The sequence below is a fragment of the uncultured Polaribacter sp. genome (assembly GCF_947500975.1).
GTDB lineage: Bacteria > Bacteroidota > Bacteroidia > Flavobacteriales > Flavobacteriaceae > Polaribacter.
Genome location: NZ_CANMUE010000006.1, coordinates 175,769 through 202,670 on the forward strand (window position 1 = coordinate 175,769; position 26,902 = coordinate 202,670).

Annotated in this window: 25 protein-coding genes; 12 read left to right on the top strand and 13 right to left on the bottom strand. The window is 28.7% G+C overall.

Annotation, left to right across the window (positions count from 1 at the left end; genetic code table 11):
- Positions 1-81: 81 nt before the first annotated feature.
- Entirely contained in the window at positions 82-777 is a 696-nt protein-coding gene (locus Q0733_RS08595) for a zinc metallopeptidase (RefSeq protein ID WP_298781410.1), read from the bottom strand.
- 98 nt (positions 778-875) lie between these two features.
- On the opposite strand from Q0733_RS08595, the gene Q0733_RS08600 reads away from it, so the two are divergent.
- From Q0733_RS08600 to Q0733_RS08625, 6 genes are all read left to right on the top strand, one after another.
- Positions 876-1,919: an asparaginase gene (locus tag Q0733_RS08600; protein WP_298781351.1), complete on the top strand. Its 1,044-nt coding sequence runs from the start codon at positions 876-878 to the stop codon at positions 1,917-1,919.
- A gap of 232 nt (positions 1,920-2,151) precedes the next feature.
- Entirely contained in the window at positions 2,152-2,874 is a 723-nt protein-coding gene (locus Q0733_RS08605) for a MotA/TolQ/ExbB proton channel family protein (protein WP_298781353.1), read from the top strand.
- Positions 2,875-2,882: 8 nt separating this feature from the next.
- On the top strand, positions 2,883-3,344 hold the full coding sequence (locus Q0733_RS08610; RefSeq protein WP_298781355.1) for a hypothetical protein: 462 nt from the start codon (positions 2,883-2,885) through the stop codon (positions 3,342-3,344).
- 3 nt (positions 3,345-3,347) lie between these two features.
- Positions 3,348-3,971: a biopolymer transporter ExbD gene (locus Q0733_RS08615; protein ID WP_298781358.1), complete on the top strand. Its 624-nt coding sequence runs from the start codon at positions 3,348-3,350 to the stop codon at positions 3,969-3,971.
- 22 nt (positions 3,972-3,993) lie between these two features.
- Positions 3,994-4,461: a biopolymer transporter ExbD gene (locus tag Q0733_RS08620; RefSeq protein ID WP_298781360.1), complete on the top strand. Its 468-nt coding sequence runs from the start codon at positions 3,994-3,996 to the stop codon at positions 4,459-4,461.
- A 103-nt stretch (positions 4,462-4,564) separates the two neighbouring features.
- The gene (locus Q0733_RS08625) at positions 4,565-5,239 is read left to right on the top strand and encodes a porin family protein (RefSeq protein WP_298781363.1); all 675 of its coding nucleotides are present in this window, start codon (positions 4,565-4,567) and stop codon (positions 5,237-5,239) included.
- On the opposite strand, the gene Q0733_RS08630 is transcribed toward Q0733_RS08625, so the two are convergent.
- From Q0733_RS08630 to pyrH, 7 genes are all read right to left on the bottom strand, one after another.
- A complete protein-coding gene (locus Q0733_RS08630; RefSeq protein ID WP_298781365.1) occupies positions 5,234-5,833 on the bottom strand; it encodes a hypothetical protein in 600 nt (199 codons plus the stop codon). The two genes, Q0733_RS08625 and Q0733_RS08630, sit on opposite strands and share 6 nt — an antisense overlap.
- Positions 5,833-7,293 carry an RNA polymerase factor sigma-54 gene (gene rpoN / locus Q0733_RS08635; RefSeq protein WP_298781368.1) on the bottom strand — a complete coding sequence of 487 codons (1,461 nt, stop codon included), beginning with the start codon at positions 7,291-7,293 and terminating at the stop codon, positions 5,833-5,835. Before rpoN ends, Q0733_RS08630 begins: the two co-directional genes overlap by 1 nt.
- 84 nt (positions 7,294-7,377) lie before the next feature.
- Complete coding sequence (asnS, locus tag Q0733_RS08640) at positions 7,378-8,811, bottom strand: asparagine--tRNA ligase (protein WP_298781371.1); 1,434 nt, start codon at positions 8,809-8,811, stop codon at positions 7,378-7,380.
- Positions 8,812-9,001: 190 nt separating this feature from the next.
- Complete coding sequence (locus Q0733_RS08645; RefSeq protein WP_298781374.1) at positions 9,002-9,730, bottom strand: helix-turn-helix domain-containing protein; 729 nt, start codon at positions 9,728-9,730, stop codon at positions 9,002-9,004.
- A 215-nt stretch (positions 9,731-9,945) separates the two neighbouring features.
- Positions 9,946-12,318: an MMPL family transporter gene (locus tag Q0733_RS08650; RefSeq protein WP_298781376.1), complete on the bottom strand. Its 2,373-nt coding sequence runs from the start codon at positions 12,316-12,318 to the stop codon at positions 9,946-9,948.
- 108 nt (positions 12,319-12,426) lie between these two features.
- Entirely contained in the window at positions 12,427-12,981 is a 555-nt protein-coding gene (gene frr, locus Q0733_RS08655) for a ribosome recycling factor (protein ID WP_298781378.1), read from the bottom strand.
- 29 nt (positions 12,982-13,010) lie between these two features.
- Complete coding sequence (gene pyrH, locus Q0733_RS08660; protein WP_298781380.1) at positions 13,011-13,718, bottom strand: UMP kinase; 708 nt, start codon at positions 13,716-13,718, stop codon at positions 13,011-13,013.
- A gap of 212 nt (positions 13,719-13,930) precedes the next feature.
- Here pyrH and tig point away from each other — a divergent pair, with 212 nt between their 5' ends.
- From tig to dnaG, 4 genes are all read left to right on the top strand, one after another.
- Entirely contained in the window at positions 13,931-15,253 is a 1,323-nt protein-coding gene (gene tig, locus Q0733_RS08665) for a trigger factor (protein ID WP_298781382.1), read from the top strand.
- A gap of 151 nt (positions 15,254-15,404) precedes the next feature.
- Positions 15,405-16,064, top strand: coding sequence for an ATP-dependent Clp endopeptidase proteolytic subunit ClpP (gene clpP / locus Q0733_RS08670; protein ID WP_298781384.1), 660 nt, complete (start codon positions 15,405-15,407; stop codon positions 16,062-16,064).
- Between the two features lie 84 nt (positions 16,065-16,148).
- A complete protein-coding gene (clpX, locus tag Q0733_RS08675; RefSeq protein ID WP_298781386.1) occupies positions 16,149-17,387 on the top strand; it encodes an ATP-dependent Clp protease ATP-binding subunit ClpX in 1,239 nt (412 codons plus the stop codon).
- 132 nt (positions 17,388-17,519) lie between these two features.
- Positions 17,520-19,526, top strand: a complete 2,007-nt coding sequence (dnaG, locus tag Q0733_RS08680) for a DNA primase (RefSeq protein ID WP_298781389.1) — start codon at positions 17,520-17,522, stop codon at positions 19,524-19,526.
- Positions 19,527-20,046: 520 nt separating this feature from the next.
- On the opposite strand, the gene nadE is transcribed toward dnaG, so the two are convergent.
- Positions 20,047-20,841 carry an NAD(+) synthase gene (nadE, locus tag Q0733_RS08685; protein ID WP_298781392.1) on the bottom strand — a complete coding sequence of 265 codons (795 nt, stop codon included), beginning with the start codon at positions 20,839-20,841 and terminating at the stop codon, positions 20,047-20,049.
- A gap of 60 nt (positions 20,842-20,901) precedes the next feature.
- Here nadE and gldB point away from each other — a divergent pair, with 60 nt between their 5' ends.
- Positions 20,902-21,861 (top strand): gliding motility lipoprotein GldB, encoded by a 960-nt coding sequence (gldB, locus tag Q0733_RS08690; RefSeq protein ID WP_298781394.1) that lies wholly within the window; start codon positions 20,902-20,904, stop codon positions 21,859-21,861.
- Positions 21,861-22,196, top strand: a complete 336-nt coding sequence (gene gldC / locus Q0733_RS08695) for a gliding motility protein GldC (RefSeq protein ID WP_298781396.1) — start codon at positions 21,861-21,863, stop codon at positions 22,194-22,196. The genes gldB and gldC overlap by 1 nt, the downstream gene beginning before the upstream one ends.
- Positions 22,197-22,199: 3 nt before the next feature.
- Here gldC and folK read toward each other — a convergent pair whose 3' ends face one another.
- The 4 genes from folK to Q0733_RS08715 form a co-directional block, all read right to left on the bottom strand.
- Complete coding sequence (gene folK / locus Q0733_RS08700) at positions 22,200-23,324, bottom strand: 2-amino-4-hydroxy-6-hydroxymethyldihydropteridine diphosphokinase (protein WP_298781399.1); 1,125 nt, start codon at positions 23,322-23,324, stop codon at positions 22,200-22,202.
- A gap of 82 nt (positions 23,325-23,406) precedes the next feature.
- Positions 23,407-25,647, bottom strand: a complete 2,241-nt coding sequence (locus Q0733_RS08705) for a polyribonucleotide nucleotidyltransferase (RefSeq protein ID WP_298781401.1) — start codon at positions 25,645-25,647, stop codon at positions 23,407-23,409.
- A gap of 183 nt (positions 25,648-25,830) precedes the next feature.
- The gene (gene rpsO, locus Q0733_RS08710; protein ID WP_298781403.1) at positions 25,831-26,100 is read right to left on the bottom strand and encodes a 30S ribosomal protein S15; all 270 of its coding nucleotides are present in this window, start codon (positions 26,098-26,100) and stop codon (positions 25,831-25,833) included.
- A gap of 292 nt (positions 26,101-26,392) precedes the next feature.
- Positions 26,393-26,902 (bottom strand): hypothetical protein (locus Q0733_RS08715; protein ID WP_298781406.1); only part of this gene is annotated, 510 nt, incomplete at its 5' end.

The following is a 26,902-nucleotide window of genomic DNA, read 5'->3' on the forward strand; positions in this document are numbered from 1 at the left end:
AATAAAAGTTGTATCAAAAAAAAATACTCTTGAAGTTTATCAAGAGTATTTTAAATATTTTTTAATATTAATAAGAATTCGTTAGTCTCTACTGCTCATAAGTTTCATTGCCCAATATAATAACATTGCTAAAGAACCTAATGCTGCCACTAAATATGTTCTAGCAGCCCATTTAAGTGCGTCTTTAGAGCCTTTAAATTCTTCATTAGTAACAATATTTTTGTTTTTCAACCAAGCCAATGCTCTATTACTCGCATCATATTCTACAGGTAATGTAATAAAACTAAATAAAGTGGCGGCTCCCATTAAAACTACTCCACCAGCTAAAACCCAATAACCTAGGCTTGACGCAGCTCCTAAAACTAAACCACCCATAATTAAATACTGAGAAAACTTAGAAGAAACAGTAACCATTGGTACTAAATTAGAACGCATTTCTAACCATTTATAAGCTTGCGCATGTTGTACAGCATGCCCTACTTCATGAGCAGCAACTGCAGCAGATGCCGCGTTTCTTTGATTGTAAACAGCTTCACTTAAATTTACAGTTTTGTCTTTTGGATTGTAATGATCTGTAAGTCTTCCTGGTGTAGAAATAACACTAACGTTTGTGATACCATGATCTGCTAGCATTTTTTCAGCAATTTCAGCGCCACTCATTCCGTTTCTTAGCTGTATTTTAGAGTGTTGCGCAAATTTTCTTTTTAAAGTATTACTGATTAACCAACTAAAAAGTGAGATTACACCAATAATAATGTAGTACTCTGTTCCAATCATCATAATTTATAAAATTTTAAAACTATATATCAATTTTGTTCGATAAATTTACAACATAAATTATTCCAATTTTTAATTTAGATAAAAAAAATGTCAAAATGACAAAAAAACCTACTATTTTACTGATCTACACTGGGGGTACCATTGGTATGATTAAAGATTATGATACAAATGCTTTAAAAGCTTTTGATTTTAGTCGGATTATTGAAAAAATACCAGAATTAAAACAATTAAATTGTAGTATAGAAAGTTTTTCTTTTGATGAGCCTATTGATTCATCAAACATGAATATAGCTTATTATAAAGCTATTGTTAAAGTTATAGAAAACAACTACACAAAATTTGATGGATTTGTAATTCTTACAGGTTCGGATACCATGTCTTATACTTCTTCTGCTGTAAGTTTTATGTTAGAAAATTTACAAAAACCCGTTATTTTTACTGGGTCTCAATTACCAATTGGAGATTTAAGAACCGATGCTAAGGAAAATTTAATTACATCAATAGAAATAGCTTGTTCTATAAAAAATAATAAACCAATAATTGCAGAGGTATGTTTGTATTTTGAGTATAAATTATATCGTGCAAACAGAACATCAAAAATAAATGCAGAACAATTTGAAGCATTTGCATCCATGAATTATCCGCCTTTGGCTGAAAGTGGAGTGCATTTAAATTTCAATGAGTACGTAATTCATCAACCAAAAGAAACAAATCAGAAGCTAATTGTAAGAGAAAATCTAGTTAATGATATTGCTATTCTAAAATTGTTTCCTGGAATTACTGAAAACGTTGTAAAAAGTATTTTAGAAACCAATAATTTAAAAGGAGTAATTTTAGAAACCTATGGAGCTGGAAATGCTCCTAGTGAAACTTGGTTTTTAAATCAACTTAAAAATGCTATTAAGCGAGGTATTAGAATAGTTAATGTAACACAATGTGCAGGAGGTAGTGTAATTCAAGGTCATTATGAAACTAGTGTTACTTTAAAAGAAATTGGAGTTATTAGTGGAAAAGATATTACAACAGAATCTGCAATTGCAAAGTTGATGTATTTGTTAACGCAAGACTTTGATTTAGAAAAATTAACTTTTTATTTTGAAAAATCTTTAAGAGGAGAAATTTCTGATAATTTAGAATGATTACTATAATGGTTTTTATAAAAAATAAAGAAATCATTAAGAAACTTAACAAAAAAGTACAAATAGCATAAAAAATATTTTTTTATGCTCTACATTTTTTGTTTCTTGGCACTCTCTTAAATAAAAAAGGTTAGTTCTTAAATAAAAAATAAAAGTAACTAAGTTTTTTGTTTATTTAAGTTGAAAAATTATATCTTTAACCCGTTAACTATTAAAATTAATTATAACAAAGATGAAAAAAGTAGTAAATGTCTTATCTGTAACAGGATTTATGTTTTTTGGAGCTATACAATCGACTTTCGCACAAGAAGCAGCAACAGAAGCGCCAACGTTTCACCAAATTTTAAAGCAAAACTTTATTGATGGTGGTCCAGGATTTATGGGAATTGTATTAGTAGCCTTAATATTAGGTTTGGCAATTGCTATTGAAAGAATTATTTATTTAAACATGGCAACAACCAACACTAAAAAATTATTGGCTAGTGTAGATGATGCTTTAAGTTCTGGTGGAGTAGAAGCTGCAAAAGAAGTTTGTAGAAATACAAAAGGACCAGTTGCTTCAATCTTTTATCAAGGTTTAGATAGAGTAGATGAAGGTGTTGAAGAAGCTGAAAAAGCTGTAGTATCTTATGGTGGTGTACAAATGGGGCAATTAGAGAAAAATGTTTCTTGGATTTCTTTATTTATTGCACTTGCACCGATGCTTGGTTTCATGGGTACTGTAATTGGTATGATTGGAGCATTTAACGATATCGCAGTTGCAAATGATATTTCTCCAGCAGTAGTAGCAGGTGGTATTAAAGTAGCCTTATTAACAACTGTATTTGGTTTAATTGTAGCTATTATTCTTCAAATTTTTTATAATTATATCGTTGCAAAAATCGATAGTATTGTAAATAATATGGAAGACGCGTCTATCTCATTGGTAGATTTATTAGTTAAGTATAAAAAATAAAATCTAATATGAAAAGTAATAAATTTTTAAATATTATAATTGCAGCTATCGCTATTATAGGTGGTATTCTTTTCATAAGAATTTTTATGGAAGATGCTGAAGCTATTGAAACAGATGTAGAATTAGGAAATAGTGTGGTAAGCCCACTAATCTATTATTCTCAGTATTTGTTTTATGCTGCGGTTGTAATTACTATAGGACTCTCTATGTGGAGTCTGTTAAGAAACCCAGAAAACCTTAAGAAAACTCTTTTAGGTTTAGGTGTATTAGCTGTGCTATTAGCTGTTGCTTATTTTATGGCAGATAGTAATGTAGTCTATAATGCTGCTGGTTCTATTGAGCCAGGAGGAGAAGAAGGTTCAGCTATAAATCATTGGGTTGGTACTGGTATTTGGTATAGTGTTATACTAGGAATTATAGCAGGTGGATTCTTTATCTGGGATTTAATAAAAGGATTAATTAAATCATAAACTATGGCTAGAAGAGAAAATCCAGAAATTAATGCAGGTTCAATGGCGGACATTGCGTTTCTATTATTGATTTTCTTCTTAGTAACCACAACCATGAATGTAGATTCTGGTGTTTCTAAGAAGTTATCAGAAAAACCACCAGCAGATTATGTGCCTCCTATTATTAAGGAGAAAAATATTTTTGTTGTTCTAATTAATAGAAACAATGATCTTTTGGTTGAAGAGCAACCAATGGATGTAAAAGATTTAAAAGAAGCTGCCATTAAATTTATAGATAATGGTGGTGGAATTGGAACTCCAGGTACTGATGGTACACCGGGTACACCTTGTGATTATTGTAAAGGTGAGAGAAGTGAATCTTCTTCCGATCATCCAAATAAAGCAATTATTTCTGTTCAAAGTGATAGAGGTACTGAGTATGGTACATATATTCAAGTTCAAAATGAATTGCTTAGAGCTTATTCATTCTTAAGAAATAGGTTGAGTAATGAACGTTATGGCATATCTTTTGATGAATTAGAAGAAAGTTATAAGGATGATAGAAACAATGAAGATTTAAAGAAAAAAGTTGAAGATATTAAAAAAGCATATCCTCAAATTATTTCTGATGCTGAACCAACTTCATAATTAATTTTAAAATTTAACAATTATGTCTAAATTTAGAAAGAAGAAAAAAGGAATGCCTGCGGTTAATACAGCTGCTTTGCCAGATATCGTTTTTATGTTACTATTTTTCTTTATGGTTACTACAACTATGAGAGAAACAACATTAAAAATTGATAATCCTGTTTTACCAACTGCTACTGAAATTAAGAAGTTAGAGCATAAAAGTTTAGTTTGTACTATTTATGTAGGTAAATCTAAAGATACAGGTAGAGATGGTGAAGGATATAATAAAATTCAGTTGAATGATAAAATTTCGACTGCTGATCAAGTTCCAGCTTTTATAATTGGCGCTAGAGAAAAAGTATCTGAAGCTGAAGTTCCTTTCATGACAACTTCAATTAAAGCTGATAAGCAATCTAATGTTGGTACAATTACAGATATTAGATTAAAATTAAGAGATGTAAATGCTCTTAAAATAAGTTATTCTGCTTCTCCAGGAGCTGGTAACTAGTTTTATTGTCTTAAAAAGATAAAAAGGATAATTCGTAAGAGTTATCCTTTTTTTATTTGTAATTAATTATTTTTGACCTTTACTCAAATAGTAAGCTATGAATATGAAATATATTTTGACTTTATTTTTCCTTTTATTTTCTCTACTGACATTAAATGCCCAAAAAGAATCTTTAGAGATAGGAGATAGGTATGCCGAAGATCAACTTTATATAAGTATTTCTTATGCTCAATTTTTTAAACAGCCATCAACTATTTCAAAAAGTGTTTTTTCTTTTGGTGTGTCAACAGGTTTTATGAAAGACTTTATTTTAAATAAAAAAGGAGATTTTGCTATTGCTTTAGGTGTAGGTTATGGTTATGATTTTTTTAATCATGAATTAAAAGTAGAAGAAATTAATAATATCACTTCATTTAGTACATCTTTAGACCTAAGCTCAAATGTATATAAATCTCATAATTTAGAGTTTCCGATAGAGCTAAGGTGGAGAACTTCCAATGCAAAAAAATATGATTTTTGGAGAATTTATACAGGTTTAAAATTCTTTTATAATTTCTACAATCAATTTGAATTTACAGAAAGCTCTGTTGATTTTTCTTCAAAAAATGTAAATAGTTATAATAAATTTCAATATGGTTTAACCTTATCCGCAGGTTATGATGAGTTTAATATTAATGTTTTTTATGGTTTAACTCCTATTTTTAAGGATGCTACTTTAAATGGTGAAAATATAAATACAAGTATTCTTAAATTTGGTCTTATTTTTTATATTTTATAAAATGTAATATATAAATAATGGAGAAATTACTCCAGTAAAAAAGGCAATATAAATTTCCTTATTATTATGTGCTTCTAAGTATAATCTAGATCTTCCTAAAATGCCAGCAAAAAGAAGGGCAGTTATTATGATGATTAAAAATGATTGCGAGTAAATTGAGCTTAATACCATAAAAAAACCCAAAATGATTCCCATTGAGAGTAAATGTATGCTTGATTTTATTTTAAAATAAAACAAAAAATAGATAATAAATAGGCCTAAACTTGTTGCGTAAAATAGTAAAGCTATTTCTCTTAAGTTTGGTATTCTATTTAACGTATTTGCTAAAATATAAAAGAGTATAATCATTAATCCAATCGGTATTTTTCTCTCTTTTATTGTTTTTATTTGATAACTTTCAATGAGTTTTAATTTTTTTAATAAAACTAAAACTAATATTGGAATCAAATAAGTTGTTATAAATACTAAACCTAATATTGTAAATTTAATTTTACTTATAAAGGTATTGGTTATCAATAAAAAATACAGCATTACTCCAATGGTTGGTATTAAAATTGGATGTAAAATCGTTGATATGAATTTGTGTGCTTTCACTAAATTTCTTTTCGTAAACGTGCTACAGGTAAATCTAGTTGTTCACGATATTTAGCTACTGTTCTTCTTGCAATTGGATAACCTTTTTCTTTTAGAATGGCAGCTAGTTTCTCGTCAGTTAAAGGTTTCTTTTTGTCTTCATCAGCAACAACTGTTTCTAAAATCTTTTTTATTTCTTTAGTTGATACATCTTCACCTTGGTCGTTTTTCATAGATTCTGAGAAGAACTCCTTAATTAACTTAGTTCCATAGGGTGTAGATACATATTTACTATTTGCTACCCTAGAAACCGTTGATACATCCATGTTTATTTTATCTGCAATATCTTTTAAGATCATTGGTTTTAATCGTCGCTCATCACCAGTTAAAAAATAATCATATTGATAATGCATAATAGTATTCATAGTTACTAAAAGTGTTTGTTGACGTTGTTTTATTGCGTCTATAAACCATTTAGCAGCATCAAGTTTTTGTTTGATGAAAAACACTGCATCTTTTTGTGACTTACTTTTTGTAGTAGACTCTTGATAGCCTTTAAGCATATTATTATACTCTCTAGAAACATGTAACTCAGGTGCATTTCTAGAATTTAAAGTTAAATCTAACTCTCCATCAGTAATTTTTATTGAAAAATCTGGCACAATTTGCTCAGCAATTTTATTATTGCCCGCGTAAGAACTACCAGGTTTAGGATTTAATTTTGAAATTTCTGTATTTACTTCTTTTAATTCTTCTTCAGAAATTGTAAATTTTTCTTGAAGTTTTTTGTAATGTTTTTTTACAAAATGATCAAAAGCTGTTTCCAAAATATCTATGGCCAAGCTTCTAATTTTGTTAACTTCTTTTGCTTTTAATTGAATAATTAAACATTCTTTTAAATCTCTTGCTCCAACACCAATAGGGTCTAATGTATGAACCGATTTCTTAAGTATAGAAACTACTTTTTCTTCTGTTGTAAAAACATTTGCAGTAAAAGCTAAATCATCAACCAAATCAATTATATCTCTTCTTATATAACCACTATCATCTATACTACCTACTAAAAATTCAGCTATAGCACGTTCTTCTTCGTTTAAGCTAAAAGTATTTAATTGATTTTTTAAAGATTGATGAAATGTTGTTCCAGCTGCATAAGGCATCGTTTTTTCTTCATCATCTGAAGAATAGTTATTTGCCTGTGTTTTATAACTAGGCACTTCATCATCACTTAAATACTCATCAATATTAATATCTTCAGCTTCAATTTTTTCATTTCCAGAATCATCATCATATTCATTTGACAAGTCATCATCAATAGAATTAGATTCGTCTTTACCAGTATCTAAAGCAGGGTTTTCTTCAATTTCTTGTTTTAACCTTTCCTCAAAAGCTTGTGTTGGTAATTGAATTAACTTCATCAACTGAATTTGTTGTGGAGATAATTTTTGAAGTAATTTATATTGTAAACTTTGTTTTAGCATATACACAAATATAAGAAATAGCTTAAAAATAAAACGTCATTCTTTGAGGAATGACGTTTGAAATATTTAAGTTTAATAATTGTTTTAAAATTCAGCATTTTGAGGTGTTCTTGGAAAAGGTATTACATCTCTAATATTACTCATTCCTGTAGTAAATTGTACTAGTCTTTCAAAACCTAACCCAAATCCAGAATGAACAGCTGTTCCGTATTTACGTAAATCTAAATACCACCATAATTCTTTTTCTTCAATATCTAATGCTTTCATTTTTTCAACCAAAACATCATATCTTTCTTCTCTTTGAGATCCTCCAACAATTTCTCCAATACCAGGAAACAAAACATCCATTGCTCTAACTGTTTTTCCATCATCATTTAAACGCATATAAAATGCTTTTATATTTGCTGGGTAATCAAATAAAATTACTGGGCATTTAAAATGTTTTTCAACCAAGAAACGTTCGTGTTCAGATTGTAAATCTGCTCCCCATTCGTTAATAGGAAACTGAAATTTTTTCTTTTTATTTGGTTTTGAGTTTCTTAAAATATCAATTGCTTCTGTATAAGAAACGCGTTTAAAGTTATTGTCTACAATAAATTGTAGTTTATCTAACAAACTCATTTCACTACGTTGGGCTTGAGGTTTGCTTTTTTCTTCTTGCGTTAAACGTTGATCTAAAAAAGCTAAATCTTCTTTGCAATTTTCTAAAACATCATTAATTACAAATTTGATAAAATCTTCAGCTAAATCCATATTTCCATCTAAATCCATAAATGCAACTTCTGGTTCTATCATCCAAAATTCGGCTAAATGACGTGTTGTATTAGAGTTTTCAGCTCTAAAAGTTGGTCCAAAAGTGTAGGCTTTTCCTAAAGACATTGCAAATGTTTCTGCTTCTAACTGCCCAGAAACTGTTAGGTTGGTTTCCTTACCAAAAAAGTCTTTGGAGTAATCTATTTTTCCATCATCAGTAACTGGTGCTTTGTTATCTTTAAAATTAGTTACTCTAAACATTTCTCCTGCACCTTCTGCATCAGAACCAGTAATGATTGGAGTGTTTACATAATTAAAACCATTTTCTTGAAAGTATTTATGCACCGCAAAAGATAATTTAGAGCGAACTCTCATTACAGCACTAAATGTATTTGTTCTTGTACGTAAATGCGCATTTTCTCTCAAAAATTCGAAACTATGTTTTTTAGGTTGAATAGGGTATTCATCAGGATTTGAATCTCCTAATATTTCAATTTCTGATACTTGAATTTCTACAGATTGCCCTCTTCCTTGACTTTCTACTACTACTCCTTTAATAGAAACTGCAGCTCCAGTTGTTATTCTTTTTAAAGTTTCTTCTGATGTGTTTTCATAATCGATTACACATTGAATATTATTTATTGTGGAACCATCATTTAAAGCAATAAACCTATTGCTTCTAAAAGTTCTTACCCAACCTTTTAAATGTACTTCCTGTAAAACTGAATCCGATTTTAAAATTTCGGCAACGTTTTTCTCTGTCATTTTTTTAATGTTTTGATTTGCGATAAACAATTTACTGAAATGTAAAGATACTTTTTTTTGTAGTAAAATTATTTAAGTTTTTTTAATCAAATAAAGCTGAAAAAAAAATATTTATTTTACGAAGATATTAATTACATTTATTATAATTAATATTTTAAAATTTGTTAAATAAGTTTTGAAAATCAATTACTTACAAAATATGGTTCTTATAAGAAAAGCTAATTAAATGAGGTAAGCTTTTTACATTAAATCTTTTATATAAAGGAAAAATTCTTTTTTCAATTGCAGAATGACTAACATTTAATACCTCAGCAATTTCTTTAAAAGCATAACCTTTTGCAGCTAATTCTAATGCTTCTTTTTCTTTTCTAGAAATTCCTAATTCGTTAAATAATTGCTCGTTTAAACTTTCTTCAAATTTAGAAGTTTCAGGTCCATAAGCAGCATATTGCATAATATCACCTAATTTTCTAGAATGAATTTTCTCAGAAATTCCAATTACCTCTAAAACATTTCCTTCATAAGATTTATAAATTCCAACCCTAGAAAATAATGGTATTACTTCTCCATTTTCATGAATTTTTTCAACTTCTATTGTAAAACTATACTTATCTAAGTCAGTTTTTATGTTTTTTAAAAACTGTAATGACTTGTCATTTAGTTCATTAGAAAAATTAAAATGTCTTTTTGATGTTGCGTTGATAAGTTTTAATAATGTAATTTCAGAATCTTTAAAACCTAGTAGTTTTTCCCAGCCATTAGCGTACAACATTCTATTTTTTTCAAAAGAATAGATATAGACAGCCTGTCCTGTAAATTGATGAACTTTTTCTTTATATTCATTAAAAACAGGGTCATTAATGTCAAAAGGAATGTTTGATACTCTATCTCTTGTATATTCTCCAAAATTTTCATCCATAATACAATAATAATAAAAAACTGTGTATTAACACAGTTGTGTCCTATTATATTGATTTTTAACTTTGTAAGAACTTGTTATTGAAAGAGAATGAAATAACTAATATGAAAAGAATGTTTTATCTATTTAAATATTTTTATATTCTATTTAAATAGTTTTACCCTCAACCAAAAATTGAAGAAAACCTTTACTAAATTACATTTAGTAAAGGTTTTTTATTGTAATTTATCCTCTTTCGTAGGTATTATTTTCATTGAAGGTTCTTTAAAAACTTTTTGGTTTGCTATTTTTTTTTCGAATGTTAATAATAACGATGGTAGTAATAATAAATTAGAAACCATTGCTAACAGTAACGTTATAGAAACTAAACCACCTAAAGCAATTGTACCACCGAAACTAGATAGTGTAAAAACTAAAAACCCAAAGAATAATACAATAGAAGTATAAAACATACTTACACCTGTTTCACGTAAAGCAGCATAAACAGAGGGTTGTATTCGCCAATTATTAGCTATTAATTCTTGTCTATACTTTGCTAAGAAATGGATAGTATCATCCACAGAAATTCCAAATGCAATACTAAAAACTAATATAGTTGATGGTTTTATAGGGATTCCTAAAAAGCCCATTAATCCTGCTGTAATTAATAAAGGAAACATGTTGGGTATTAAAGAAATTAAAATCATTTGTGGAGATCTAAACATCCAAGCCATAAATAATGCAATTAAAAGTATAGCTAGTGAAAGAGAAAAAACTAGATTTTTAATTAAATAATTAGTTCCTTTAATAAATACCAATGCTTTTCCTGTAATAGAAACGTTGTATTTTTCTGAAGAAAATTCTTTATTGATTACTGCTTTTAATCGTTCTTGAATCACATCCATTTTTTCAGTACCAATATCCTTCATAAAAGTTGTAATTCTTGCATATCGACCTGTAGAATCTACAAAGTTTTTTAGCATGCCAGCTTCACTATTTGAATTTTTAGTATAAGAAAAAATATAGCTTTGTTCTTGATTAGTTGGTAGTTGATAATATTTAGGATTTCCTTTGTAATATGCTTGCTTAGAGTATTTTACTAAATTAACTACAGAAAGAGGTTTGGATAATTCTGGAAATGTTTCTATGGTTTCATTTATTTTATCCATCTTTTTTAAAGTGGACAATTTCATTACACCTTTTTCTTTCTTAGTGTCTATTAAAATCTCCAAAGGCATAATACCACCAAACTCCTTTTCAAAGAATTTTATATCTTTATAAAAGCCCATACTCTTTGGCATATCTTCAATTAGACTTCCAGAAACTTTAATTTGATAAACACCAATAATACATGCTATTATAATTATTACTGAGGTTATATAAATAGTAATTCTATGTTTTCTTACCATGTTTTCCATCCAGTTTACAACATTTTCTATCCATCTTTTTTCAAGATGACTTAAATGTTTTTTCTTTGGAATTGGCATAAAACTATATGCAATAGGAATTATTAACAAAGCCAAAATAAATATACTGATGATATTAATAGAAGCTAAAATTCCAAACTCACGTAATAAATTACTCTTTACAAAAACAAAAGTTGCAAAACCAGATGCAGTTGTAATATTGGTCATTAAGGTTGCATTTCCTATTTTAGAAATTACACGTTGTAAAGCTTTGGCTTGTTGACCGTGTTTTTTTATCTCTTGCTGATATTTATTGATGAGAAATACAGCATTAGGAACACCAATTACAATAATTAATGGTGGTATTAAAGCTGATAAAACTGTAATTTCATACCTAAATAGCCCAATAAATCCGAAAGCCCAAGTAACTCCAATAATAACTACAAGTAAGGTAATAAATGTTGCTCTAAAGGATCTAAAAAAGAAAAAGAAAATTATAGCAGTAATGCCTAAAGCACCACCAACAAAAAGCATAATTTCATCTCGTATATTCTTTGCATTTAAGGTTCTTATGTATGGCATTCCTGATAAACGAACATCTAAATTATTATCACTTTCAAATTTTTCAATAATCGGAATTAAAGTTTTAAAAATAAAATCTCTACGTTTTGGAGTATTTACTATTGCTTTTTTAATATAAATAGCAGTTTGTAAGGTGCCAGTTTCTTTATTAAAAAGTAGGTTGTCGTAAAAAGGAAGTTTCTCAAAAAGTTGCTTTTTTATTTTTGATATTTCTTCAGTAGTTGTAGGTTCTTTCTCGTATAAAGGTTCTAAAATAAATTTTCTATTCTTACTATCTTTCTTTAATTTTTGAACATCAGCAATTGATAAAGTAAAATCTATTTCATCTAGATTATTAAATTTATTTACAAGATTATTCCAAGCATTAAATTTTTTAGGAGTAAATACAGTGGAGTCTTTAACTCCTAGAATTATAAGATTACCTTCTTCACCAAAAATTTCTAAAAATTTGTTATAGTCTAAATTGGCTTCATGAGTTTCTGGTAATAAGTTTGCTTCTGAGTAAGAAAACTTCATGTACTTCATTTGAGAAGCTAGTAATGCTGTTATACCTAGTATTACCAATAAAACCAAGAAGCGGTTTCTTAAAATAATACCGGCAACTTTTGTCCAAAAATTCATGTGTAATTTTTTTGCAAAGGTAATTAAAATGATGAATGTTTATAAACTAAAAAAAGAGTGTTTTTTAGAAACACTCTTTTTAATTTATTTTAAATAAAATAATAAAGTTTAAACTGTCATTATTTCTTTTTCTTTTATAGAAAGTATTTCGTCAATTTTTTTAACATAGCTATCTGTTAATTTTTGAATATCATCTTCTGCAATTTTTTTCATGTCATCAGAAATATCCGTTTTTTTGATGTCATTATTGGCATCTTTTCTTGCATTTCTAATACCAATTTTAGCATGTTCAGCCTCAGATTTTGCTTGTTTAGCCAAATCTTTTCTACGTTCTTCAGTTAATGGTGGAACGTTTATCATAATTAAATCACCATTATTCATAGGGTTTAAACCCAAATTGGCAATTTGAATTGCTTTTTCAATATTTTGCAACATCCCTTTTTCCCAAGGTTGAATGCTTAAAGTTCTAGGATCTGGAGTACTTACATTTGCAACTTGCGCTAATGGAGTTTGAGATCCATAATAATCAACCATTACAGTTCCTAACATAGCAGGTGTTGCTTTACCAGCTCTAATTGAACGTAATTCTTTTTCTAAATGCGTAATTGCATTTGTCATTGCTTCTTTAGCAGTGTCTAATATAAATTCTATTTCTTCGTTCATCTTTTTATTTATTTTAAAGATTTCGATTATTAATTATCAACAATAGTACCAATTTTACCACCAGAAACTAGTTTTAATAAGTTTCCGTTTGTGTTCATATCAAAAACAATAATTGGTAATTTATTTTCTTCACTTAAAGTAAAAGCAGTCATATCCATTACTTTTAAGCCTTTTTTAATTACATCCTTAAATGTAATCGTTTCAAATTTGATAGCATTTTTGTCTTTTTCAGGATCAACATCATAAATACCATCTACTCTTGTGCCTTTTAATATACAATCTGCATCAATTTCAATTGCTCTTAAAACAGCTGCTGTATCTGTTGTAAAATAAGGATTTCCAGTTCCTGCACCAAAAATTACTACTCTCCCTTTTTCTAAATGACGAATTGCTTTTCTTTTAATATATGGCTCAGCAACTTCTTTAATTTCAAGTGCAGTTTGTAAGCGTGTATGTACACCTTCATCTTCTAAGGCACTTTGTAAAGCTAAACCATTAATACAGGTTGCTAACATACCCATATGATCACCTTGTACACGATCCATACCGTTTGCCGCTCCAGAGACACCTCTAAAAATATTACCACCACCAATAACAATAGCAACTTCAATTCCTTTATCTATTACTTGTTTAATTTCTTTGGCATATTCAGAAAGACGCTTTGGATCAATTCCATATTGCCTTTCACCCATTAAAGCTTCTCCACTTAATTTTAAAAGAATTCTATTGTATTGCATGATTTTTTTTTGACTATGATATATTTTCTATGAAAATAAAAGTTGAGCAAAATTAAGCTTTTTTTTTATTTTTATGATTGTAGCTTGGTGCTTTTCATTTATAAAATTTTTTATAAAACGAAAATACTGAAATTGAACTATTTAAACTTTTGCAGCCTAAATTAATTTGATTAATTTTGCACTCGATTTTTTAAGAACCAGAGAACAAAGAAATGAATATTACAAAAGAAAACATTGATGCGTTAAACGCAGTTGTAAAAGTTGATATAGTTGCTGATGATTATCAAGCAAAAGTAACAGAATTGTTAACAGATTACCGTAAAAAAGCTAACATTCCAGGATTTAGAAAAGGGCACGTGCCAATGGGAATGATTAAAAAGCAATATGGTAAATCTATAATGATAGATGAGGTTAACAAACTTTTACAAGAATCTTTGAATAAGTTTTTAACAGAAGAAAAATTAGATATTTTAGGAAACCCTTTACCAAGAGTTAAAGAAGATTTTAATTGGGATGCAGATGTTTTTACATTTGAATTTGAATTAGGTTTAGCACCACAATTTGATGTTGATGTTAAAGCAAAAAACAAAGTAACTCAATATAATATTGTTGCTACTGAAGAGTTGATTGATGAAGAAGTAAAAAATATTCAAACTCGTTACGGAAAAATGAGTTCTTTAGATGAAGCTACTGAGCATTCTAATGTAACAGGTACTTTTGTAAATGAAGAAAAAGGAATCAACAAAAAATCTACTTTTTTGGTAAATGATTTAAAAGGTAAGAAAAACGAAAAGAAAGTTATTGGTGCTAAAATAGGAGATGTTATAGAACTAAAAACTAAAAAACTGTTTGAAGATAATCATAAACTACAACACCTTTTAGATGTTCCTCATGAAGAAATTAATGATTTAGATATTACCGTTTCTTTTACTGTAGAAGATATTACTAAAACAGAACCAGCAGATTTAGACAAAGAATTGTTTGATAAATTATTTGCTGATGGTAGTGTAACAACTGTAACAGAATTAAGAGGTAAAATTAAAGAAGATGCTGAAAAGCAATTTGCACAACAAGGAGATCAGCAATTATTAAATGCCGTAACTGAGCATTTAATTGAAAATACTAAGTTTGATTTACCTTCAGATTTTTTAAAGAAATGGTTATCAACAGCTGGTGAAAAAGAATTAACTGCTGAAGAAGCTGCTGCTGAATACGAAAAATCAGAAAAAGGGTTACGTTATCAATTAATCGAAGGTAAGATTATGAAAGATAATGATATCAAAATAGATTATAAAGAATTAGTAGATTATGCCAAAGGTTTTATTAGAACTCAAATGGCTCAGTTTGGTAATATGAATCCTGAAGAAAAAGAGTTAGATGATATTGCTGGTAGAATCTTACAAAACCAAGAAGAAGCTCAAAAATTACAATCTCAATTAATTAGTAATAAAATGTTAACTTTCTTTAAAGATAACATGAAATTTAAATCTAAAGAAGTTTCTTACGAAGACTTTATAAAAGAAGTTTACAAATAAAAATTTTAATTTGTAATTTTGAACTGGTTTCAACTTCTTATTTAAAAAAAACCTGAATTGAAAAATTCAGGTTTTTTAGCTTAAATACTTCCAGTTTTATTAATAGAAATCTTCTTATATTTACGAATCAAACATTAAATAGAATATAGCAATGAATTACGGAAAAGAGTTCGAAAAATACGCAACAAAACATCAAGGAATTAGTAGTACATATTTAGGTCAAATAACAAGTAGTTTAACACCTTATATTATGGAAGAACGTCAAATGAATATTACTCAGATGGATGTTTTTTCTCGTTTAATGATGGATAGAATTATTTTTTTAGGAACAGGAATTAATGATCAAGTTGCAAATGTTATTCAAGCGCAATTATTGTTTTTAGAAAGTGTAGATGCTAATAAAGATATTTCAATTTATATAAATTCTCCAGGAGGAGGTGTTTATGCAGGTTTAGGAATTTATGATACAATGCAATTTATAAAACCAGATGTAGCTACAATTTGTACAGGTATGGCTGCTTCTATGGGTGCTGTTTTAATGTGTGCAGGTCAAAAAGGAAAACGTTCTGCGTTGCCACATTCAAGAATTATGATTCATCAACCTTTAGGTGGTGCTCAAGGTCAAGCTTCTGATATAGAGATCACTACGAGAGAGATTTTAAAATTAAAAGATGAATTATATGCTATAATAGCAAATCATTCTGGTCAAACAATAGAAAAAGTTCATAGTGATTCTGATAGAGATTATTGGATGAAAGCTGATGAAGCAAAAAACTATGGTATGATTGATGAAATTTTAACAAGAAAATAAAATAGTTGTCATTACGAATACTTTGAAGTAGTTTTTTAAAAAGACAAAGTCATAAATTTGTAATGCGTTTATAAAGAGAATAAAATGTCAAAAGAGAAGGATTTAGAGTGCTCATTTTGTGGTAGAAAAAAAGCTGAAACAGACTTGTTAATCGCAGGTATGGATGCACATATTTGTGATAAATGTATAGAGCAAGCTCATGGTATTGTTGAAGAAGAAATCTCTGATGTAAAATCTAATAATTTAGCTAAAGATCTGACTCTTAAAAAACCATTAGAAATAAAAGAGTTTTTAGATCAATATATTATTGGTCAAACAGAAACTAAACGTGCAATGGCTGTTGCGGTTTATAATCACTACAAACGTTTACTTCAAGAAAAAGATAATGCTGATGAGGTTGAAATAGAAAAAAGTAATATTGTTTTAGTGGGTGAAACAGGTACAGGTAAAACACTTGTAGCCAGAACCATTGCTAAAATGTTAAATGTTCCTTTTTCTATTGTTGATGCTACAGTTTTAACACAAGCTGGTTATGTTGGAGAAGATGTAGAAAGCATATTAAGTAGACTTTTACAAGCTGCAGATTATGATGTAGAAAAAGCCCAAAAAGGAATTGTATTTATTGATGAAATAGATAAAATAGCTAGAAAAGGTGATAACCCTTCAATTACAAGAGATGTTTCTGGAGAAGGAGTACAACAAGCTTTACTAAAATTATTAGAAGGTACAGTTGTAAATGTTGCACCAAAAGGAGGAAGAAAACACCCTGAACAAAAATTTATTGAAGTTGACACCAAAAATATTTTATTTATTGCAGGTGGCGCTTTTTCAGGAATTGATAGAATTATCAGTAAGCGATTAAATATGCAAGCTGTAGGTTATAGCGCTTCAATAAGTGATGAAAAAATAGATGAAGATAATCTGTTACAATATATTATTCCTTCTGATTTAAAAGCATTTGGATTAATCCCAGAAATTATCGGGCGTTTGCCAGTCTTAAGTTACATGAATCCTTTAGATGCTAAAACTTTGCGTGCAATTTTAACAGAGCCTAAAAATTCAATAATTAAGCAATATGCAAAATTATTTATGATGGATGATGTAGAATTTACCATTGATGAAGCCGCATTAAATTATATAGTTGATAAAGCTGTTGAATATAAATTAGGGGCAAGAGGATTGCGTTCTTTGTGTGAAGCAATTTTTACAGATGCAATGTTTGAATTGCCAAGTTCTGAAGAAAAAGAATTTAAAGTAACAAAAAAATATGCAGAAACTAAATTAACAAAAACAGCTCTTAAAAAGTTAAGAGCAGCATCATAAAAATAAGTTACAGTTTATTAGACCTTTCAAGTTTTTAAAATTTGAAAGGTCTTTTTTTTGTTTGTTAATTTTTAGAAACAAACCAAAGTAGTAATTCTTATATTTGTTCATCTTTTTTATCAAATTAAATAAATGATCTCCAGAAGTACCATAGACCGAGTTTTTGAATCTGCAAGAGTAGAAGAGGTTATTGGTGAATTTGTTCAACTAAAAAAAGCAGGGAGTAACTTTAAAGGTTTAAGTCCATTTACTGATGAAAAATCACCATCATTTATGGTTTCTCCAGTAAAACAAATCTGGAAAGATTTTTCTACAGGAAAAGGCGGTAATGCTATTTCTTTTTTAATGGAACATGAGCATTATTCATATCCTGAAGCCATAAAATGGTTAGCTAAAAAGTATAATATAGAAATTGAGGAGACTGAGCAAACGGATGAGCAGAAAGAGCAAATGAACGAACGAGAAAGTATGTTTTTGGTGTCTAATTTTGCCAAAGATTATTTTCACGATTTAATGTTGAATACCAATCAAGGAAAAGCAATTGGTTTAAGTTATTTTAAAGAACGTGGGTTTAGAGATGATATCATTAAGAAATTTGATTTAGGGTATTGTGTAGATGAATGGGATAATTTTACAAAAGCGGCATTAGCTAAAGGATATGATTTAAAATACTTAGCCTCTACAGGATTATCAATTGTAAAAGAAACCAAGCAATTTGATCGTTTTAAGGGTAGGGTAATGTTTCCTATACATTCAATGTCTGGACGAATTTTAGGTTTTGGAGGGCGTATTTTAACTGCCGATAAAAAAGCAGCAAAATATCTAAATTCACCTGAAAGTGATATTTATCATAAGAGTAAAATATTGTATGGAATTTACCAGGCAAAAAAAGAAATAGCGAAACAAGATAATTGTTTTTTGGTAGAAGGTTATACAGATGTAATTTCATTTCATCAATCTGGTATTGAGAATGTTGTAGCTTCTTCTGGTACAGCTTTAACTTCAGATCAAATACGTTTGGTTAACAGGTTAACAAAAAATATTACAGTTCTTTTTGATGGAGATGCGGCAGGAATTAGAGCTTCTATTCGTGGTATCGATTTAATTTTAGAACAAGGGATGAACGTAAAAGTAGTTCAATTTCCTGATGGTGAAGATCCAGATAGCTTTGCAAAATCGCATTCAGATATTGAGCTAAAAGAGTATTTAGAGAGCTCTGCTCAAGATTTTATAAATTTTAAAGTATCACTTTTATTAAAAGACTCTAATAATGATCCTATAAAAAAAGCAAGTGTAATTAGAGATATTGTAACAAGTATTTCTAAAATTCCTGACGGAATTCAACGTGAAATATATATACAAGAATGTGCTAGAATTATGGATATTTCTGAGCGAGTTTTATTTAGTGAGTTAGCTCAATTACTAAAAAAAGAAGCTACTCAAAAAACTAAAACAAGTTTTAATAATAAAAAAGTAGACCCAAATGAACCCCCACCAGAATACTTTATGGAGCAAGAGCAAGCTTCAATGGCACTTGTTAAAGGTGGTAAAATTGCTACTTATAAAATAGATCAATTATCAATTCTTGAAAAAGAAATTATCAGAATTTTATTATTGTATGGTAATGAAGAGACTAGTTTTAACGAAGAAATTGTAAATGTTGATGAAGAAGGCAAAGAAGTAATTACCATAAGGAAGTATCAAAATACAGTATCAGCAGAAATTTATTTGCACTTACAAGATGATGAAATTGAGTTTTCAAACGCTGTTTTTCAAGAAATTTATTCTGAGATTATTCATCAATTAAATCAATCAGAAAAAATAGAAACAGATAAGCTTTTAAATCAGAAGAACCCAGAAATAGCAAATATTGTTACTTCTATTTTAATGGATCAAGAAGATCCAAATAGGCAATTAAGTAACTGGGAAAGTAAAAATATAGAAGTTAAATCTGAGCTAGAAGTTTTAACTAAAGCTGTAAATGATGTGGTTTTTAATCTTAGAAGAGTATTAATTGAAGAGTTGGTTAAAGAACGGTTAATTACAGAAAAAGAATACTCAAATGAAGAAAAAGAAGAAATAATGAATTATAATTCTTTAAGAATAAGACTTTTTGATAAATTGAATAGAGTAGTTTAATTTGTTACAGCCAACTTTTATTTTTTATATAATTTAAATGATTAAATTATTGTTATTTAATTAGTTAAATACACTTCTTTATTTTTTACTGATGTTAACAAATTGTAAAAAGAGGGTTTTTCCTGTTTACTCTTTTAAAATGTTTCACCTGTTTTTTTGTATATTGCAGCAGAAAAAGAAATATTCCTGATATGAAAAAGCTATTCCAAATTTTAAAAATTATTCAATTATTTTTTTTATTGCCTTTTGAAATTTCAAATGGCTCTAAAAGAAAAGCTTACATGAGGATAAAAAAAATGATGATTGCTGCCAATCTATTATAATTAATTGTAAACTATTATATTAAATAAGTGACTTTATGCTTTTTATAGTTTCTTAAAGGTATAAAGAACACAAAATGTATAGAGTTTTTAAAGTTATTGCAATTTTATTTCAATTTACACTTCTTCCTTATCATATTTTATACGGATCTAGAAAGAAAAAGTATATTAAAATAAAAAAAATGATGATTTCTGCTAATTTACTTTAACTGATTTGGTATTTCGCAAACAGGTATTGGGTTCATTTTGTGTTGATTTATTCTATTTAAACGTGTGTAAATTTTAAAAACTTCTAGTTTTCTGTCAGAAAAATCTTCATTAGTTTTACCTTCATCTTGCATTTTCATTGCCCATTCTAATTCATCATAAGAGGCTCCAATTTGATCTTCATCGGTTCTGCTATCACCAAATAATCCATCTGTAGGTTGAGCCGTTTGTATAGAACTTGGTACACCTAAATAAGCGGCTAATTTATAAACTTCAGATTTCATTAAATCAGCAATTGGGCTTAAATCTACACCACCATCACCATACTTTGTATAAAATCCAACACCAAAATCTTCTACTTTATTACCTGTTCCGGCAACTAATAGACCATGTAAACCAGCAAAATAGTATAAAGTTGTCATTCTTAACCTAGCTCTTGTATTTGCCAAAGATAAATTTAGTTTATCAGTAGGCTCAAATTCAGAATTAGGAACTACAGCTTTAAAACCTTCAAATGTAGAGGTTAAATCAACTCTAGTTTCAGATACATTATCAAATTTTTCTTTAAGTTGAGCAATATGTTCTTCAGCTCTTGTAACTTGACTTTGTGCTTGGTGTATAGGCATTTCTACACATAAAGTAGGTAAACCCGTTTTTGCACACAGCGTTGAAGTTAAGGCAGAATCTATTCCACCAGAAACACCTACAACAAAACCATTTACTTTTGCATTTACTGCATAATCTTTTAACCAATTTATAATATGTTCTGCTACTTTTTCAGTATTCATTGATAAACTATTTTAGTACTTTTAACGTTCTTTAATTTTAAAGACTAAGATACAAAGATTATGAGATTTCTATTATTGTTTTTAACGGTTTTGTTGTTGTTTTTTTCTTGTTCTGAAAAAAATATTAAAAAAGTTGATGTTTCTAAAATTGATATTGATCTTTATATAGATAGATATGATATAGATTTTTATAATGCTACACCAGAAACTCTACCTAAAATTAAACAAAAATATCCTTATTTTTTTCCTTTGGAGTTTACCGATAGTTTATCATTTGCTAAAATAAATGACAAGCAAGAACAAGAATTATTTAAAGAAACTCAAAAAAAATATTCAAATTTTTCTGAGGTAGAAAACCAATTAACATCACTTTTTAAACATGTAAAGTATTATAATACAAAATTTACTGCACCCAAAATAATTACTATGCTAACTAATATTGATTATGATAGTAGAGTTATATATGCCGATAGTTTATTACTTGTTTCTTTAGACGTTTATCTTGGTAAAAACCATCAGTTTTATAATGATTACCCTAAGTATATTAAAGAGAATAATACTAAAAATCATATTGTAGTTGATGTTGCTAAAGCACTTATTAATAAACAATTTTCATCATTAAATAATAGAAGTTTTGTTGAGAAAATTATTTATGAAGGTAAAAAAATGTATTTGTTAGATATGTATTTACCTGAAGTTTCTAATAAAGAAAAAATAGGGTATTCTCAAGAAAAAATAGATTGGGCAGAAGCTAATGAAGAGCAAATTTGGATGTATTTTATTGAAAAGGATCTTTTGTTTTCAACGGATACAAAAATTAATAAGCGATTTTTAGAAGATGCGCCATTTTCTAAGTTTTATTTAGAACATGATAATTTATCCCCTGGTAAAATTGGAGTTTGGGTAGGGTGGCAAATTGTAAAATCTTATATGAATCATAATGATGTATCTTTGCAAGAATTATTAAAAATAACTGAAATAGATTTATATAATAAATCTAAATACAAACCTAAAAAGTAATGGCTGTTAAACATAACTCTGAAGTAAAATTTAACATTGGTTTAGATGAAAATAAAGTTCCTGAAGAAATTTCTTGGACAGCAAAGGATGGCGGAATAAATAATGAAACTTCAAAGGCAGTAATGATTTCTGTTTGGGATTCTAAACAAAAAGATACCTTAAGAATGGATTTATGGACCAAAGAAATGCCTGTTGATGAGATGAAAATATTTTATCATCAAACTTTAGTATCAATGGCAGATTCTTTTGAACGTGCAACTAATGATGAAAAAATGAGCGCTACAATGAGAGATTTTTGTGATTATTTTGCAGAAAAATTAGAGCTTAAAAAGTAATTTTTAAACTTGTTCAATTTTTTTAATTATTTGTTTATAATCTTCATGATTGTCTACAAAATCTAAATCAGAAACATCAATAATAAGTGCGTTTAATTTCTGTTCTGTATTAATAAAACTTTTATATCCATCATGAATTTTTTGTAGATAATCTGCTTCTATATTTTGTTCATAATCTCTACCACGTTTTTTAATGTTTTCTAAAAGGCGATTAGTATTTTGATATAAATAAACATATAAATCTGGCTTTGTAATTTCTTTATACATCAAATTAAACATTTTTCTGTACAATAAATATTCGTCTTTTTGCAACGTTATTTGTGCAAAAATCAATGATTTAAAGATGTAATAATCAGAAATAACAAAATTTTTGAATAGATCTAACTGAGCTAAGTCATCCGATAATTGTTGATATCTATCAGCTAAAAAACTCATTTCTAAAGGAAAAGCATAACGCTCTTTATCTTCATAAAATTTTGGTAGAAAAGGATTGTCTGCAAAACGTTCTAATACAATTTTAGCGGTAAATTGATTTGAAATTAGTTTTGATAAAGATGTTTTTCCTGCTCCAATATTTCCTTCAATAGCAATGTAATTGTATTTTTCTGATATTGTAATGGGTCTTTTTAGGTTTTCGTTAATAATCTTAACTTGAGAAGAATCATTGCAATTTTGTAAACAATTAGAAAGTTGTTTTTTTGCTATAGGATGATAAGTTTGACCAGCAATTTCAATCAACGGAATTAAAACAAATTTACGCTCCAACATTTTTGGGTGAGGTACAGTAACTGTTTTTGAAAAGATAATGTCATTATCAAATAATAATATATCAATATCTATATTTCTATCAGAATATAAACCAGAATCATTTCTTTTTCTGCCTAATTCGTTTTCAATATTTAAAAGAATTTGCATCAATTTTTCTGGTGCATAATTTGTAGAAATTTGAATACAAACATTAAAAAAATCATTGCTATCAAAACCCCAAGAAGCAGTTTTGTAAACTGAAGAAATTTTTTGCACATTACCAGCTTTATCCGCAATTAAATTAATTGCATTTTGTAGGTTTTCAAGTTTGTTACCTTGATTTGTTCCTAAAGATAAAAATGTGATTTTTTGAATTTTCATTAAGAGTTACAAAGAAACAAAAAAGCAAAAAAAAATCGCCAATTAATATTGACGATTTTTAAACATTTATTTTATAAAGAAATTATTCTTCTTTTCTAGGTTCTCTTGGAGCTCTTGGTTTTCTATCATCTCTTCGATTGTCTCTAGATCTGTTATCACGTCCACCAGAACGTTTGTCATCTCTTGGTGGTCTTGCTACATAACCTTCTGGTTTAGGTAACAATGCTTTTCTAGAAACTTTTTCTTTACGAGTTCTTGAGTCTATACCAAAATACTTAACATCAAAAACATCTCCCATATTAACAACATCAGTAACGTTTTCTGTACGTTCCCAAGCTAATTCAGAAACATGTAATAAAACTTCGTTTCCTGGAGCTTCTACATATTCAACTACAGCACCAAAATCTAACATTTTGATAACTTTTACTTGGTATGCACTACCAACTTCTGGTTTGAATAACATTGACTCGATACGAGAAATTACTTGTTCTATACCTGCTGGGTCTGTTCCTAAAATTTCAATAATTCCTTCTTCAGTTACAGCGTCTTCAGTAATTACAATTGTCGTTCCTGTTTCTTTCTGTAATTCTTGAATATGTTTACCTCCTGGTCCAATAAATGCCCCAATCATATCATTAGGAATTCTTCTGTTAATCATTTTAGGAGCATGCGCTTTTACTTCTTCGTTAGGAGTAGTAATCGTATCAGTTAATTTCTCTAAAATGTGTAAACGACCATTTCTTGCTTGTTTTAGTGCATTTACTAAAATTTCGTAAGAAAGTCCTTTTACTTTAATATCCATTTGGCAAGCAGTAATTCCTTCAGAAGTACCTGTCACTTTAAAATCCATATCACCTAAGTGATCTTCATCACCTAAAATATCAGATAAAACTGCATAACGATCTCCATCAGAAATTAATCCCATAGCAATACCAGAAACTGGTCTAGTCATTTGTACACCTGCATCCATTAATGCCATTGTACCAGCACAAACTGTTGCCATTGAAGAAGAACCATTAGATTCTAATACTTCAGAAACTACTCTTACAGTATAAGGGCAATCGTCTGGAATCATTCCTTTTAAACCACGTTGTGCCAAGTTACCATGACCAACTTCTCTACGAGATGTTCCTCTTAACGGTCTTGCTTCACCAGTACAAAAAGGAGGGAAGTTATAGTGTAAATAGAAAGTTTCTTCACCTTCGTAAGAAGGCATGTCTATTTTATTTGCTTCTCTAGATGTTCCTAAAGTTACAGTTGCTAATGCTTGTGTTTCACCACGTGTAAAAATAGATGAACCATGAGTTGATGGTAAATAATCTACTTCACACCAAATTGGTCTAATTTCATCCGTTTTACGACCATCTAAACGTAAACCTTCTGCTAAAGTTAATTCTCTAACTGCAGATTTTTGAGCTTTGTTAAAATATTTTCCAACTAAATCTCCATAATCTTCTAATTCTTCTTCTGTAAAAGTTGCTTTTAATTCTTCTTTTACTTCAGAAAAAGCAGTTGTACGTTCAACTTTTGAAGTTCCTTTTTTAGCAATAGCATAACATTTGTCGTAACAAAAGTCGTGAATTCTTGTTGCTAATTCTTCATCTTCTCTTTCTCCTTCGTATTCTCTTGTTTCTTTCTTACCAAAAGCTTCAGCTAAACGAATTTGAGCAGCACATTGTACTTTGATAGCTTCATGAGCAAACTTAATAGCGTCTGCCATTTCTTCTTCAGAAATCTCATCCATTTCGCCCTCAACCATCATTACAGAATCTGCAGAAGCTCCAATCATCATATCAATGTCAGATTCTGCTAATTGTGCTCTATTTGGGTTGATTATGAACTCTCCATTTACCCTTGCAACACGTGCTTCAGAAATAGGGCATTCAAAAGGGAAATCTGATAATTGAATTGCTGCTGATGCTGCTAAACCTGCTAATGCATCTGGCATAACATCTTCATCATGAGACATCAATTGAATCATTACTTGTACTTCCGAATGGTAGTCTTTTGGAAATAATGGACGTAAAACACGGTCTACTAAACGCATTGTTAATACTTCTCCATCACTTGGTCTTGCTTCTCTTTTAAAGAATCCTCCAGGATAACGTCCTGCAGCAGCAAATTTTTCTCTATAATCTACCGTTAATGGTAAAAAGTCTACAGTACCTGCTTTGTAGCTAGATACTACAGTACATAACAACATTGCTTTTCCCATTTGAACAACAACTGAACCGTGTGCTTGCTTTGCTAATTTACCGGTTTCTAATGAAATGGTTCTTCCATCTCCAAGGTCTATAACCTCTCTAAATACTTTTGGAATCATAAATTTTTAATTCTAATTTTTTAATTTTTTTTGTTGTTGTGTTGTTGTTTGTTGCAATGGAAATTCAAAAATGCTGTTACTATTTTTGATTTTTTTATAAAAATTCTATTTGTTAGTTAGAATTTACTATTCGTTTTAAAATAAAAAAAGAGGCACGTTTATAGAGCCTCTTTTTTGTAAGAATTATTTTCTAATTCCTAATTCTTTAATTATTGCACGATATCTAGTAATATCAGATTTTTTTAAATAATCTAATAAACTTCTACGTTTACCTACCATCATTACTAATGAACGCTCTGTATTAAAATCTTTACGATTGTTTTTTAAGTGCTCAGTTAAATGGTTAATTCTGTGCGTAAATAATGCAATTTGACCTTCTGAATTTCCAGTATCGTTTTTTCCTTTACCGTATTTTTCGAAGATGCTTTCTTTTACTTCTTTAGTTAAGTACATGCCAATATTATTTAAATGATTTTTATGTATATCAATGAGTTTTTCATTGAAGATGCAAATATACTATTATTTTTTTCAATAAAAACCAATAATATTTGTTATTTCTTAGGGTTTTATGTTAGAATTTTAATATTTATAATATTCAATTCTTTAGTCTTAATGATTTGAGTTTAAAAAACTGATTTTTAGCGCTTTATTTCAGTGTAGAAGTTCTAAAAGCTTATTTGTTATTTGTATTACTAAAAATGAAAGTTAACAGTAATAATGTAGTTTTTTTAATTAGAACTATTTATTATTTTCTCCACGCAATTTGAATAAGTGCTTGTGGATAAGTTATTCTAGAACCATTAGTTACATTTACATAACATTGTAAATAATCTCCTTCTTCAAAATCTACATTTATAGTTGTATCATGATTACCTTGAGCACTAGTTACGTCTAAAGATGCTATTGCAGTTGTAACATCATTTTTTCTAATTTCAATTGTATAGGTTTGATTACTACCACCTTGAACTCTTATTGTAGTAATCGTTCCATTTCTGATCATTCTCCAACCATTAAGATTGGATAATGTTCCATTAAATTGGCGTAAATATATATTAGAATTACCATTATTAGCACCCCAACCTATAATATTTCTACTCACACTCAGCCATTTTGATCTTGTAGCATCGTAGCCGTATAATAATCCGTCATCGGCAACATAAAATTCACCTGCGTTTGCTCCTGTTGGTGTAACTGTATTTGGTACAATACGTAAAGGCACTATGTCTGCGCCAGGTGTTTCTTCAGTATTTATGTC